Consider the following 14,747-nt stretch of genomic DNA (forward strand, 5'->3'; position numbering starts at 1 on the left):
CTGTTATCCGAAGATGCCTTGACTTCGGACAGGACTGAAATAATTTAGCCATCTGTTGTCCGAAGATGCCTCGACTTCGGACAGGCCAGAAGAAATTTAGCCATCTGTTGTCCGAAGATACCTTGACTTCGGACAGGACAGAAGAGAAATTTAACCAGCTGGTCGACAAAAATGAATAGTCCAATTCTATCGCGAATTGGACTAAACAATACAGTTAAAATTTAGTTTTTCCACCTGAACAACTTACAATTATTGTAGACTTCTAATTTCAACCATTATTTTTAAAAATGTTCGGAGTGCTAGGTTCGCTCTGCTAAATCTCCATTGATTATTCCCATACCGCCAATATGTTTGCGTGTTTTTTCATCTCCCAAATAATAAAGAAAGGAATAGATGAGGAACAGCCGTCGATCATATTCTTTATTTTCGGGTTGATGATGATATTCAAGAAATGGAACGTGGGCGCGGAAATAACTTTCCCAATCGGTTTCATCAGTTTTATCAAACAGCCGTTCTAAGACAGCCAATTGACTTGGCGTTGCTTCTATTTTAAAATCCCATTCCCCTCCAATTGGTTCATTAAAAATCTCGTGAGATTGAATATTAATATAGTAACTGTGCTTTTGTTCATCCATAAAATCATCTCCTTTATATGCTAACCGAGACTGACATCGTTTAAAATGCCAGGATCCTCTTTATCTGTGTAATACCCTAACATTAAAGAGTTTAAAACCATATCCTCTGAGTATTACGAACACGAAGGTTGTTTGCAATTGAAAAAGGCAATATAAGAAAAGGCTATCCATGCAATAGAAGTTCACATACGTTTCTTTAACACATCAAAAGACACATGAAAAAGATTAGTAACTTTACCAAACCCAAAGTTGAAGTCGAAAAATGGCATTTTTATTGTGATTTTGAAATGAAAGGATTAAATTTAAATAGGGAACACTGTGGAAATAGGAAAAGTCTTAAAAGAGGAGGAAAAGGAATGTTGAATGAAGAGTATGAATTGCTGTTAAAGAAATCGGTTGAGGTAGCGCCAGACTGGCTAAAGAAAGATGTAGAAAGCATTGTAAGTAAAGAACGCCAAGGAGGTATTAGCTATCTGATTTCTGAATTACATCAAACCTATACTTTTAGCATTAGACATGTCTTATCAGCAAGCCATCTAAGTGGTGAATGGTCACGTGTTTCAAGAGAACGGCTGAACTTTATTGATAATAACATCGATATTATTGTAGCTCTTTATAATGATGCAAAAAATAATGAAAAATAATAGAAGAACGACCAGAGATTATCTGGTCGTATCGATGTTATTTTTGATTCTGTTCGTCTAAAAACGCTCGAACTTGTTCTGGTGATTTGGCATTCGCACTATGTAAGTGAGCAAGTTTTTCTCCATTTTGGAAAATAAGTAAACTCGGGATGCCCATAACAGTATATTTCTCAGCTAACTCCGGAAAATCGTCACGATTGATTTCGTACCATCCATATTGAGGATAATCCTTAATCACCTCATCAATGAACATGTTCATCCGCGTACAATCCGGGCACCAACCAGCAAAAAACTTAACGATAACTGGTTGAGTATCCGAAATCAGTTTTTCAAATGTTTCAACGTTAGTGATCGCCTCCATTTTATCCCTCCTCTCACATATTGTTTTTACTATAACATTAGTGTAAAGTTGTTATTCATTTTTTTCAATCTATTTGTTTGAGTAGAATAACAATTACCGTGCTTCTTTAAGAACGTATCGTTTTTTAAAACACAAATAGAGCAAGCCCTTTAAGCTGCTCTATTTGTGTAATGGCACTAAGATTTTACTTCTGCCGCGCTGCCTCGGATGATTAGTCTTGTGTGGATGGTTACTTTTTTGCATATTTCGCGTTTAGTTGCGATTCGTTCTAATAAGAGGTCGACGGCAGTTTCCCCCATTATTTCGGTGTATAGTTTGACAGTTGTTAGCGGCGGTACCATGTATTGCGCGGATGATACATCGTTAAAACCGACAATGCTGAGGTCATCCGGAATTTTGATGCCTAATTCATAGGCTGCTTTATAACAGCCGATCGCAATTGAATCATTTGCGACAAACACGGCGGTTGGTCTTTCGTTCCCGCTTAGCATTTCTTTTAAGATCAAGTATCCATCCTTTGGATTATAGCCGCCAATTTTGACGAACTCCTCTTTCAAAATACCTTTGTCCTTTAAATAAGACTCAAACACATCCTGTCGCAAATCCTTGAACCGCTTCCCGTACATATCGGTTTCAACCCCACCAATGAAACCAATGTTTTGGTGACCTAAATCAATTAAATAATCCAGTGCATTTTTCGTAGCGGACTTAAAATCAATGACGACAGAATCAAAATAGTTTTCATCAGGATTTGCATCAACAAACACGGACAGCTTCTCAAAACTCTTAATTAACTCAATTTCTTCCTTCTTAAACGTACCAAGGCAGATGATGCCATCTATTTTTGAAATGTTTTTCTTTGTGTCGTCTTTACTAATGTTATAGAGCTCCATCCCCAAACGCTCTAGCTTCTTTTCCAAAGCCACCCGAATGGACAAATAATATGTGTCAATTAATTCCTCTTCAAGCGAATAGGAATAATAAAGACCGATGAGTTCCTTTTTTTTAGTTTTCTTCTTTTTTGGGGATACGACGTAATTTAATTCCTCTGCCGCCTCAAAAATCCGCTTTCTCGTCTCCGGTGCCACATTCAATGTTTCATCATAATTTAACACTCTGGAGACTGTCGCCATTGAAACCTGTGCTAAATCTGCTATATCTTTAATCGTTGCCATTTCGCATACCTACTTAACTCATATTTATATAGTGTCATGCCACAAACCCCAATTCATGTCTGGTGACTACAATACTTCCTCAATGGTTTTCTTTTTGAAAAAATGAAGCTTCGTTTCAGAAATGATGATTGCAATAAGAATCAGGATGGCTCCCATGATCATTTTTATGGTGATAACCTCACTTAATAGGATGATGGAGAATACCATCCCCCATAAAGCTTCGGTGGATAAAATGATGGCCGCATTTGTTTCCGTCGTGTATTTTTGTGCAAACGTCTGCAGTAAAAACGCAATCGTCGTGGAGAAAACTCCCAAGTATAACACATTGGAAACTCCTTCTACATTCATCGAGAAGCTTGTTTCTCCTTTTAATAAGACGACAATCAATCCTAAAATTGCTGCGGTTGCCATCTGAATTATCGTTAAAAGAATCGGATCCTCATCTTTGACAAACTGTGCGGTGTAGAAAATATGGAAAGCAAATCCTACCGCACATAACAATGTAAGCAAGTCCCCTAAGTTTACTTCAGCCGTAAGCTTTAAAGAGATGACGCCGACCCCTGTAATCGCCAAGATTGAGCCAAAAAACTCAAACTTATCCATTTTTCGCTTATAAATAAAAAACGCAATAAACGGAACAATGACCACATTTACCGCGGTCAGAAAGGCATTTTTGGAAGGTGTTGTATATTGAAGCCCGACCGTTTGCAGGGCAAATGCCAAGTATAAAAAGAATCCAATAATGGAGCCTTTGATAATCGTGCTCTTTTTAATCATTTTCAGTTTCTTAAAAAATACAAGACTTAGCAAAAGTACACCGACCAAAAACCGAATCGCTAAAATCTGGTACGGTGTAAAGTGCTCTAGTGAAACCGCACTTGCCACAAATCCGCTTCCCCAAATAATTGCTACAATCGTCAGAGTGATTTCGCCAACATGTTTACGCATTTAGTCCTCCCTTAATTTTTTCTCTAAAAGTTCCAGAAAGACACTAGATGTCCACGTAAAGGAGGTATCTACAAGTCCATTGCCGGAAATAGGGTCAAAATTCTCTGCCATCCCACCTACTAAGGTAAGATTCAAAAACTTATCTCTGATCCTCTTTCCAATTTCACTGTAGCCAAAATTTGTTAAAGAATCAACAAAAAGATAGGTAACAGGCGCCCAAATTGGCCCAAGCCAATAGCCATTTTTTTTATAAAACGGACTTGACAGCATTTCTGTTGCCAAACCATAAGGAGTTTCAAAGTTTTCTATCAAATCTACAACAAGCTGGTCCATGACCTCTTTATCCAAACGATAGCCAATGATAACGGGCAATCGCAGAATCAAACTGGAACGAATGTTGATCTTTTCCGCATTTTTTCCAACACGTCCAAAGAAACCATTTTCGTCATAAAGCCGCTCCATCAGTAATTCAAATAAGGAATCTGCCTTTTTAGTAAATTGGTTCGCTTCCGCCTCTTCCGCAAGCATCTCAGCAAAACGAGATAAACTATCATACGATCTAATTAAAAAGCTCGCTAAATCTGGTGCTTCGACGGGCATTCCTTCATGAAACATTGACGCATTATCCCACCCTGAGTCATTTCCATGCTTGTAATGAGGAAGTCTGCCTTCATAGGTTCTATATCGATCATAATAGTGCATGACTTTTTTAGTAGATTCATAAATCTCCCGAAGGCGATTTTCATCCTTAAAATAGTCATTCATATCCATCAGCTTTTCATACACATACGTAAAAATCGGCGGTTTAATGCAGTTATAGGATACAAATTTATCATTTACAAAATCAGGATAAGCCCCTGATTCATCCTGGGTGTTGAGAAAGATTTTTAACTGCGAATAAGCAAGCTCCGGATATTTTGCACCTAAATGCAAGGCATTAAAACAGTTATCCCATGACCAAATATTATACATCCAAAGTTTTGACATATACATTGCATAATCGTTTAAGAGGCCATGGGGATGGACCACGCTTGACCAGGTAATATAGGCAGCCCGATCAATCGAGTTCTGGTAAACCTCGCTCTTCTTCGTAACATTTGCGGTCCATTCCTGATAAAGCTTTTCGACCTTTTCCTTCCCTGCTTCAAAACTTACATATGGCTTTTGTTTATAGACTGTGCGATAGCTTTCAAACACAAAATGACCATTTTTCATGCGAATGTCGATAAAATCATTCCCTATTATATTCCAGGGTGCCTCAACCGAGATTTCGCCTGATAGTCGACTGATCATAAGCTTTAATTCCTTTGGATAGAGGTGGTATTCGTACACCCCCTCCTCGTATTCATATAATGTATCGTACTTTACTTTCGTTGCCTGCAAACGGACCTCGACACCGCTTGTTAGAATATGAAGTTCATCCTCCTCTGGAAGAATGATTTCTGCATACTTCTCTTCATTTCCTGCTACATGAAAGCGCAAAGCCGTTTCTGTTGCGGATATGTCGAACTCTTTTTCAACACCATCCTGTAACAAATCAAGTTTAAACAGCTTAGATGGTGCGTCATCCCCGCCGTGTACGTCTCGTATATAAATTTCCTTAGACTCCTTTTCCTGTGATACACAAAAATACGAACCAAATCTGGAAAAAGGAATTTCTCTAATATCAAGTTTCATCGATTCTTTCTCCTTTTACACCATAAACAGGGTTTCCCCTGCTTATGTTAACGTGCTGTAAAAAATTTTCCTTCTTCTGCCAGGCTGCCCTTCATGATTTTTCTCATTTCAAATTGAAGGTGGAAATCCTCGACTCCAGTTCGATACGGAGCAAGCTGTTCTTCGCCGCAGCTATTGCTTCCAACACCACTTTGCTTGTAATCAATTGTCAATACATTATAAGGTGACTTTTTGATTTTACCGCGATGTTTTGCTTCTTCAAGAGCACTCGTTTCATAATCATGGATCGTGAAATCATACTCTTCTTTAAAATTGATTAAGTAAAGGTCCTCATCCTTGGCTAAGGCTAAGAAAGAAGTGTCACAGCGTGAACCATTTTCCTGAGGATACACATAATCCGTATGCATTCCTTCGACCGTCTTACTGTATAACCCCACCATTTGACTGCGCTTCGTATCTTGGTACGATTCAGAATCCCCGCGTCCATACCAGGTGACATGGTCATAATCCTGGTTAAGATACATGGTAACTCCGATACGCGGAAGCAATTCCGGAATCTCCGTCCCACGGAGAATTTTTCTTCCCTTAAGGTCCATGTTAAGGGCGCCATTTTTCGTGATACGGTAATTATAAGTTAAGTGGAATCCCCACGCTTGGTTGATGGTTGAGAAATACTTGGTCATTTCAATATCTATATAGTCTTCCCTCACTTCGTAAGTAAACGTTCCAAGCTGTTCTTTTGTATTTTTCAGGAAGTACTTATTGATCCATTCATCCTTTTTATACATATCGTTATCGATAATCGCTCTCCAAAGGGTTACCTCAGGGCCTTTATGGATGATTTTTTCTCCCTCTACTATAAAGGATTCGAGTGTTCCAAATACCTTTGAAAAAACAGCTTTGATCTTATTGTTTTCAATTGTAAGCCGAGCCGCTTCGACCTCAATAGTAAAATCCGAACCGGTAGAGATGTCAGCTTTTACTGTTTTTTCAACTTTAGTAGAAGCAAGTAAGAAGCTTTCCCTCGTAATCTCATGGCCTTTTTCTGCATAGAGGGTATGCTCAGCTTCCTGATAGCTTAGATAGACCCGCACATCGTCGTGCTGAGCTGCTTTATCTAAATCGACAGGTAAAACAATCACCATTTCTTCCTGCGCAGCGATACTTGGTAATTTGATTGTTTTTTCTTCGATGAGTGTATCGAAGGATTTTACCGTAACCTGAAGCAGGATGCCGCTTAGATTCCTAAAATCATACAGGTTCTTAACAAGAACCTTCCCTTGTTGTAAATTTACTTCCTCGGTTACAATCGGCTCAATCACCTTTTTATACTCAAGGAGTCCAGGTGATGGTGTTTTATCCGGGAACACAAGTCCGTCGATACAGAAATTTCCATTTGTCGGGAAGTCACCATAGTCTCCTCCGTATAGATAGATGGTTTCGCCATTTTCATCAGTGGTTTCAATCCCATGGTCGCACCATTCCCATATGAAACCGCCCTGTAATCGGGGATACTTCCGCATGACCTGTTGATATTCGGTTAAGCCGCCAGGGCCATTCCCCATTGCATGACCATATTCACAAAGAATGTGAGGCTTCCTCCCTTCAGCATCTTTTCCGATTTCTTCAAGCGGTTTTAAACGAGTATACATCGTTGAGTATACGTCACTGTAGGCTGCCACTCTGTCCCCCTCGTAATGCACAAGTCTGGTTGAATCAATTGCCTTGATGGCCTTATACATGGACGTGAAGTTACGTCCTGCTCCTGATTCATTTCCAAGTGACCACATGATAACACTTGGATGGTTGCGGTCCCTTTTCACCATGCGGACGGCGCGATCGACATACTGTTTTTCCCATCGCTCATTATCGGAAATCCAATTGTAATTGCCTGTATTTTCAAAGCCGTGGCATTCAAGATCAGCCTCATCAATCACATATAAACCATACTCATCACACAAATCATAGAAGACATCATTATTTGGGTAGTGAGCAGTCCGAACAGCATTGATATTGTGCTGCTTCATCAGTTTGACATCCTTCAGCATATCCTCATAACTTACCGTTCGACCAGTTTTTGGATTGGCATCATGCCGGTTTACACCATGAAAGAAAATCCGTTTTCCATTGACGCGAATTTCGTTATTAATGATTTCAATGGAACGGAAGCCAATTCTAAGTGGTACATACTCTTTTTCACCGGTTGGCAATTCATATTCAAGTTCAAGAAGATAAAGATTGGGCTCTTCTGCACTCCATAAAAGCGGACTTTCTATTACTCTATTGAAGTCGAAAACGCCATCAACTACATCAATCACAAAGTCGTCCACTTTTTCATTTCTAGATCGAAGAGTCGCTTTAAGATTCATGACGCAATTGGTAAAGAACGCTCCTCCTATTTTCAAAGTGAAATGTTTGTAGTTTTCATCAGGCACTGTTTCAACAAAAACATCCTGCAGCGTATCCTTATTGATGGTATATAACTCAACGCTTCTAAAAATTCCTGAGAGCCACCACATATCCTGATCCTCTAAGTAGGTCCCGTCGGAATATTGATAAACTCTTACTGTTAGGCGATTGTTTCCCTTTTTTACAAACTTGCTAATATCGAATTCAGAAGGCAATCTTGAAACCTTACTGAAACCAACATGTTGTCCATTAATATATAAATCAAATGCGGAATCCACACCATTAAATTTTAAAATAAGTGCTTCTTCACTGGAAAGTTCGTCGATCAAGAATTCTCTAAAATAGATTCCAGTAGGGTTTTCCTGCGGTACAAATGGCGGGTTGATGGCAAAAGGGTACAGCACATCGGTATAATGCATATTGCCGTAGCCCTTCATTTGCCAGCTGGACGGAACTACCATATCATCCAACCTCTCAATCGCAAAATCCTCTGTCTCGAAGCCCTGTGGGGATAGCTCCGGTGCATCTACAAATAGAAACTTCCAAACTCCATCGAGTAATCGGTATCCGATACTTTTTTCTCTATGAAAGGCAGCTGCCATTTCACTAGTTTTATATCGATAAAAATTCGTATGTGCGGGAAGTCTATTGATTCCAGTCAAATAGATATTTTCCCATCTTTTCATTTCACGTAGCATATTATCTTCCTCCGAATGAATCTATGTTGAAATCCGGGCACTTTTTATGAAAACTACTTGATTGAACCACTAATTCCTTCCACAATGTACTTCTGAGCAAACAAGAAGACTACTACAGGCGGAATAATCATGATTAAGGTAATCGACATAATCGGTAAAATTTGCAGGTTATGAATTCCCTTAAACGCTGCAAGGCCCAGTGCCAACGTATATTTTGATTGGTCCTGAAGGTAAATTAATGGACCAAGGTAGTCGTTCCATACTAATAAAATATTTAATACAGCAATTAAGATTAGCGGAGCCTTCATAATCGGAAAGAATATCTTATAGAAAATCTGAAATTCATTCGCTCCATCAATTCTCGCTGCATTTTCAAGATCCTTAGGGATATTCATCAGGAACTGCCTTAGCAAAAAAATATAATAAGCAGACCCAAAAAACGCTGGGATCACTAATGGCTTTAACGTATTAATCCAACCGAACAGGTTAAATTCCATGTATAAAGGAATCATCGTTACATCCCATGGAATCATCATGGTTGAAAGCAATAGGATGAAAAGGATATTTTTATATTTAAAGTCATATCGTGCAAACCCATAGGCAACCAAGGAACAAGAAATCAATTGTCCGATCGTTGTCATTACAGAAACAATGACCGAGTTCATAAAATACCTTCCAAAAGGCTGGCTGTTCCAGGCATCCCTAAAGTTGCCCCACTGGGGAACATCCGGAAAAATCTTGGGCGGAAAGCTAAAAACCTCGGCCTGGGTTTTTAAAGCAGATAGAATAACCCACACAAACGGCATTAAGAAATAAAGTGAAAATAACCCGAGAAGGATGTATACGATTGTTTTGTGCTTTCTTGACATCTTCATTTCTACTACTTCCCTTCTTTTTTCACTTCATTTTCATAAAAGACCCATGCGGATGATGATTTAAAAATTAACATGGTTAAAAGTAAAATAATGACAAACATAAACCAGGCGTTTGCACTTGCATAGCCTAAATGATGGTGCTTAAATGCGTTATTAAATACATATATACCGTAGAAATAGGTTGATTTTAACGGCCCGCCGCCTGTTAGCAGCAGAACCAATGTTAATTGCTGCAATGCCGCAATGACAGAAGTAATCACGTTAAATAGAATCGTTGGCGTAATACTTGGAATCGTAATGCTAATGAACTGGCGAATCGGGTTCGCCCCATCAATAGCTGCAGCTTCATATATTTCTGCAGGAATTCCCTTAATATCCGTATAGAAAATCAGCATCATCGTCCCTACACCCCAGGCACTTGCGATGACAATGGTAAGGATGGCCCACTTTGGATCGATAAGCCATTTGGGCCCTTCTATCCCAATGAACGATAAAGCATAGTTTAATATTCCGTACTGAGAGTTGAAGATCCATCCCCATATAATAGAAATGGCTACACCAGAAACAACGGCAGGCAGATAGAAAATAGTACGGAATAATTTCATTCCTTTTACAGGTTGAGTAATGAGAAGTGCAAGAATTAGGGCGATAACCAAATTTAACGGAACGAAAATCGCGGCAAATTTAAAGGTAATACCTAAGGACTTATAAAATTGCGGATCGTTTGTAAACATATTTTTGTAGTTGTCCATGCCAATAAAAGTCGGTGCACTTGTAATGGGCCAATCAAAGAAACTCATGACTAATGAAAAAGCCAATGGTCCCAAGGTAAACACCAAAAATCCTATGATCCACGGTAAAATAAATAAGTAGGGTACTTTTCTACTTACCAGCTGATAGCTATTCGCTTTCTTCGACTTACTAAACATAAGATGACCCCTTAAAGTTCAGATTAATATGGAGGAAAGCACCCCATTTTCTCGTGTGATGTGCTTTGCCTCATTACGTACTTACGTTTTACTCCGTAACACTGCTTAATGCTTCTTTTGGATCCATGAATGTGCTTGGGTTAAAGATCTCTTCGAATGCAAGATTTAAATTTTCCGATACTTGGCTCCAATCATCAACGATGAAGGAAGAGGGAGTGTAGCCATCACTCTTTTCCAACATGGAGTAGAACACACTTCTAATTTCATCTTGCTCAAGCTTTTCACTTTGTACTACCGATTTTAGAACTGGCAGCTCAAAATCGATTCTTGCTTTATTCGCTTCTTCACTAGTCCAGAATTTAATGAACTCAAATGCTTCTTTTTTATGCTTGGAATCCTTCGAAACAGAAATACCTGAAGAGCTTAAAATACTTACACTTTTTCCATTTTTAAACTTCGGTAATTCAACTACACCGTAATCAATGCCCGCTTCTTTTAATGGCTTTAATCCCCATGCACCATAAACAAACATGGCTACTTTACCAGATTTCATTTCTGTATCTCCTGAACCTTCAGTGGTAATGGCGATGCCTTTTTTCGCCATATTCTGGAACATTTTAAAAACTTCCACTGATTTCTTTGAATCCAGGTTTCCTTTTAGGTTGCCATCCTTATCAACGTAGGAAGCGTTGTTACCCCATAGGTACATTTCAAAATCATAGGGATCTGGCTTGCCGGAGAAAGCAAATCCAGTTACTTTCGTCTCTTTGTTTGTCAGCTTATGAGCTGTTTCTTGTAGATCATCCCAAGTCCAACCCGCTTTTGGATATTCAACTCCAGCTTGATCAAAAAGGGCTTTGTTATAGTAAACGACGTGAGTAGTGTACCCAACTGGCAGTCCAAGGACTTTTCCATCAGCTGAATTGTAGTTCCAAAGAGTGTTATAGAAATTATCTTTGTACTCTGCACCCTCTTTTTCAATATAGGAATCTAGAGGTTCCAAAGCATCCTTATATTGTGGGTAGTTCCACATATACATTACGTCCGGAGCATCCTTCGCTCCCATACCAGCTGTGATTTTTGTATCATAATCACTTCCGTAAGCTTCTAAAACAACTTCTATATTTTTATGAGCTTTATTAAACTTATCAATCAAACCTTGCTGTAATTTTACATCGTCCCCAACATCCCATGTCGCAAATCGAATTTTAGTTTTGCCATCTGCTGTTTTCTCGCTGCTGCCAGCATCAGACGATGAGCTGCAACCTGCTAAAAGAAAAAATGTTGCAATGAATAAAGATAAAATTGATTTTACTAGCTTCATAGTGATCCTCCTTTTATTTTGACCTCTTGATTATATTATGTGTTTTAGTAAATGTAAACGCTATTATATTAATTTTACTAAAAATATTTTTACGACAATTTTATTAGAATGTGATTGTTTAAGGGGATTACAAGTTTTACAGAGTTATGTAATTAGATAATCAATGCATGAGGAGTAAGTAAAGATGATTTTAATAATTGGTGTTTTTAGTAAAAACGCAGACAAAGAACAGATAAACGAGGAGTTTTCTATTTGAAAATACCTGCAAGTTATGAAGGAAATATATGCTTTTTACTAGGAGTGATCGAACCTTTTTGGAGGAGGTTTATTTATGCTTTCTTTTTCGTGGTTACAGGGCTTTGTTAAATTACAAGTTTATGGGTATTCGCCGTTTCTTATGGAAAATGCCTACATAATTTATAGGGAATTAAACCAAGAGGAGAGAAGCCCCATGTATCCGTACGGACATTATCAAGTTCCACAAACTCAGTTTGAGTATTATCCATATGTACAGCAGGATCCGTATGGTCCTGACAGACAACTTTCGCAAATATCGCAATTATTTCAGCAACCGCAATGGCAGCGGCTTGAACGCAGAGTTAATCTGCTAGAAAGTGAATTTGACCAACTTTATCGCCGTTTACTCCGAGTAAATCGAAGGCTCCGTACAGTGGAAAACAGGTTAAATATTCAATTTACCCCGTTTGATGGGGAGTTTTAACTCCTGTAAGCGTCTGTCGCAGGGAGTGAATGAGTAAATTAGATTACCTATTCTTGATAGTAAAATAAACCGAATATGTTTCTTGGATCCTCTATGAACAAGTTTTTGATTCATAGAAAAGCTGTAAAACGTTCTATTGGATTAAAAAATGCGAATGAATCAAAGTTTTATTTGGACTATGGATGGAACCAAGAATCCCAATTGAACACGATTAAACCTACAGATTCTTCTCCACTTTGTGAAGGATTACTTAAAGTAGTAATAGGGGCAGCCCTATATGGGCCGCCCCTTTCCTATCACTGAGGATTAAATCTAATTATTTATTCCTCATTTAATTGTATTTTGGGATCTCTAACACAAGTTTATAAGAGTCTACTAAACTATATAAATTGTAGATTTGCGAAACTTGTTTCGCTGCCCAGCCAATATCAGTAGCATACTGATGGCTGGCAGTCCCCGTTGTCGCTATCGCTTTCGGATTCCATCTCATCTTATAAAGCGTATCTTGTCCTGAACTAATATAGCCGTTGGCAATAAATTGGGCCCCGCCCATAATAGCTGCTTCAGGAGTGAACCAACCAGCATTATAAGCGTATTGAGCACCACTGCTAACAGCTGAACTGTCATAAGCACCAATTCCGAACATATTATAAACCGTTTTCCCATTCAATTGGACACCTTTTGCAAGCTGGGATGTTCCATTATTCGTTTCTAATAGGGCATGAGAAATAAGATACATTTCATTGATACCATATTTAGTACCTGCTGAAATGAAAGTGGAAGCTAACCCTACCAGGATGCCTTTTCCGGCTAAAATTCTTGCGTTTACTTCATCTGCATTAAGACTCGCGGTTACGGATAGTTTTAGAAATTGAAGCGAGTCGATCGTATTACTTTGGAAATTTTGGGGATTCAAATAATAGCTCACATCATCCGGGCTTGCGTTAACCCACGTTTTATCATAAGCAATTTGGTACCAATTATAGCCATCGGTTCCCTTTACTTTATTTAAGAGTTGAACACTCTGCTGGTTCGTTACCTGGCCAATGACCCAATAATTGGTACCAGCCCCCCCTCTTACATTCCAACTTCCTCCATTGACGATGGCAGCTGTAGAACTAGTCACCTTTAAGGCATCTTCCCTAATGTAGGTGTTATACTTCTTATCCGTTTGCGGATTAGCAGCCATCTCTGTTTTTACCATGTCTGCTAAGCTAGTATTATAGTTTTCATAAGTAACTTCAGTTGAACTAGCAGTGGTATTCGGATTAAATGGTGCTGTTTCTGATAAGTATCGAGTGCTGACGTATCCAGTTTGACCATTGGCTGTAACTTTCGACCAGCCATTTTCTTCGGATAGGATAGTGACAACGGTCCCCCGTGCCAGCTTTGTAATAATGGCTGCACTTGTTGAAGCGGATGCGCGCATATTTAAGCTGGAGCCATAAATCACATTTACATACTTAACAACCATGTCCTCATCTGTACTGTTATCAGGGTTTGCGCCGGTTGCTGAATCAGTACTGCTATCAGGGGTTGTACCAGCTGCTGAATCAGAACTAGTATCAGGGTTTGTCCCGGCTGCTGAATCAGAACTATTTCCAGGTGTTGTACCAGCTGCTGGATCAGAACTAGTATCAGGGTTTGTATTGGCTGTTGAATCAGAATTGCTTTCAGACCCTGTCGTGGAGTCTGTTCCAGGTGTAGGCTTTGTGTCAGACAAAAATTGAGCATTAACATATCCAGTTTGTTCGTATGCTTTGATTTTAGCCCAACCGTTTGATATAGAATAAACAGTTACTTCTACTCCTCTGGATAATTTAAGCAAAATAGATGCATCAGACGAGGCGCTTTTGCGCATATTCAAGGAAGAGCCTACACTGACATTTACATATTTTTTTACAGTTTGCTCCGCTGCTGGTGTCGTACCAGTTGTTGGTTTAGATGCTGTTAAAAACTGAGAGCTTACATAACCCTTCTGTCCATTAACTCGTATTTCTGACCATCCGTTTGACACGGAATATACCATTACTTCTGTTCCGTGTGTAAGTTTTGTCAGAATGGCAGAACTGGTGGAAGCACTTTTCCGAACATTTAAGCTGGAGCCAGAGCTAATATTTACATATTTAGTTACGGGCTGATTTTGGGCTGGGGTAGAATTATTGACAGTAGCTTTTGGGTCTGTTGTTGATAGAAAACTAGAGTTGACATACCCTGTTTTTCCATAGACCGTTATTTTAGCCCATCCTCCCGCTTCCGAATGAACTTGAACGGCAATCCCTTTAGCAAGTTTAACGATTATAGATGCACTGGTAGAAGCTCCATTTCGCATATTCAATGTGCCGCTGGAG

At 39.0% G+C, this 14,747-nt stretch carries 12 protein-coding genes; 2 read left to right on the forward strand and 10 right to left on the reverse strand.

The annotated features are described in order from the left end of the window. Positions 1 to 299 precede the first annotated feature (299 nt). Positions 300 to 635 (reverse strand): hydrolase, encoded by a 336-nt coding sequence (locus V7077_RS02565; RefSeq protein WP_335498275.1) that lies wholly within the window; start codon positions 633 to 635, stop codon positions 300 to 302. A 356-nt stretch (positions 636 to 991) separates the two neighbouring features. Between V7077_RS02565 and V7077_RS02570 the strand changes: the two genes are divergently transcribed. Continuing rightward, positions 992 to 1,279, forward strand: a complete 288-nt coding sequence (locus V7077_RS02570) for a hypothetical protein (RefSeq protein ID WP_335498276.1) — start codon at positions 992 to 994, stop codon at positions 1,277 to 1,279. A 37-nt stretch (positions 1,280 to 1,316) separates the two neighbouring features. On the opposite strand, the gene V7077_RS02575 is transcribed toward V7077_RS02570, so the two are convergent. The 8 genes from V7077_RS02575 to V7077_RS02610 all read right to left on the reverse strand — a co-directional run bounded on the left by V7077_RS02575 (position 1,317) and on the right by V7077_RS02610 (position 11,675). Then, positions 1,317 to 1,640, reverse strand: coding sequence for a thioredoxin family protein (locus V7077_RS02575; protein WP_335498277.1), 324 nt, complete (start codon positions 1,638 to 1,640; stop codon positions 1,317 to 1,319). Between the two features lie 176 nt (positions 1,641 to 1,816). Continuing rightward, entirely contained in the window at positions 1,817 to 2,815 is a 999-nt protein-coding gene (locus V7077_RS02580; protein WP_335498278.1) for a LacI family DNA-binding transcriptional regulator, read from the reverse strand. Between the two features lie 66 nt (positions 2,816 to 2,881). Next, the gene (locus tag V7077_RS02585; RefSeq protein ID WP_335498279.1) at positions 2,882 to 3,763 is read right to left on the reverse strand and encodes a DMT family transporter; all 882 of its coding nucleotides are present in this window, start codon (positions 3,761 to 3,763) and stop codon (positions 2,882 to 2,884) included. Next, positions 3,764 to 5,440, reverse strand: coding sequence for an amylo-alpha-1,6-glucosidase (locus V7077_RS02590; protein ID WP_335498280.1), 1,677 nt, complete (start codon positions 5,438 to 5,440; stop codon positions 3,764 to 3,766). It abuts the gene before it with no gap. A 47-nt stretch (positions 5,441 to 5,487) separates the two neighbouring features. Continuing rightward, complete coding sequence (locus V7077_RS02595; protein ID WP_335498281.1) at positions 5,488 to 8,547, reverse strand: glycoside hydrolase family 2 TIM barrel-domain containing protein; 3,060 nt, start codon at positions 8,545 to 8,547, stop codon at positions 5,488 to 5,490. Positions 8,548 to 8,600: 53 nt separating this feature from the next. Then, positions 8,601 to 9,422 (reverse strand): carbohydrate ABC transporter permease, encoded by an 822-nt coding sequence (locus V7077_RS02600; protein WP_335498282.1) that lies wholly within the window; start codon positions 9,420 to 9,422, stop codon positions 8,601 to 8,603. Positions 9,423 to 9,427: 5 nt separating this feature from the next. Continuing rightward, entirely contained in the window at positions 9,428 to 10,351 is a 924-nt protein-coding gene (locus V7077_RS02605) for a carbohydrate ABC transporter permease (RefSeq protein ID WP_335498283.1), read from the reverse strand. A gap of 88 nt (positions 10,352 to 10,439) precedes the next feature. Next, a complete protein-coding gene (locus tag V7077_RS02610) occupies positions 10,440 to 11,675 on the reverse strand; it encodes an ABC transporter substrate-binding protein (RefSeq protein WP_335498284.1) in 1,236 nt (411 codons plus the stop codon). 451 nt (positions 11,676 to 12,126) lie between these two features. On the opposite strand from V7077_RS02610, the gene V7077_RS02615 reads away from it, so the two are divergent. Next, positions 12,127 to 12,396: a hypothetical protein gene (locus V7077_RS02615; protein ID WP_420489603.1), complete on the forward strand. Its 270-nt coding sequence runs from the start codon at positions 12,127 to 12,129 to the stop codon at positions 12,394 to 12,396. Positions 12,397 to 12,727: 331 nt separating this feature from the next. Here V7077_RS02615 and V7077_RS02620 read toward each other — a convergent pair. Beyond that, a partial coding sequence (locus V7077_RS02620; RefSeq protein ID WP_335498286.1) for an SH3 domain-containing protein occupies positions 12,728 to 14,747 on the reverse strand: 2,020 nt, incomplete at its 5' end.

Source organism: Neobacillus vireti (assembly GCF_036962465.1).
GTDB lineage: Bacteria > Bacillota > Bacilli > Bacillales > Cytobacillaceae > Neobacillus > Neobacillus vireti_B.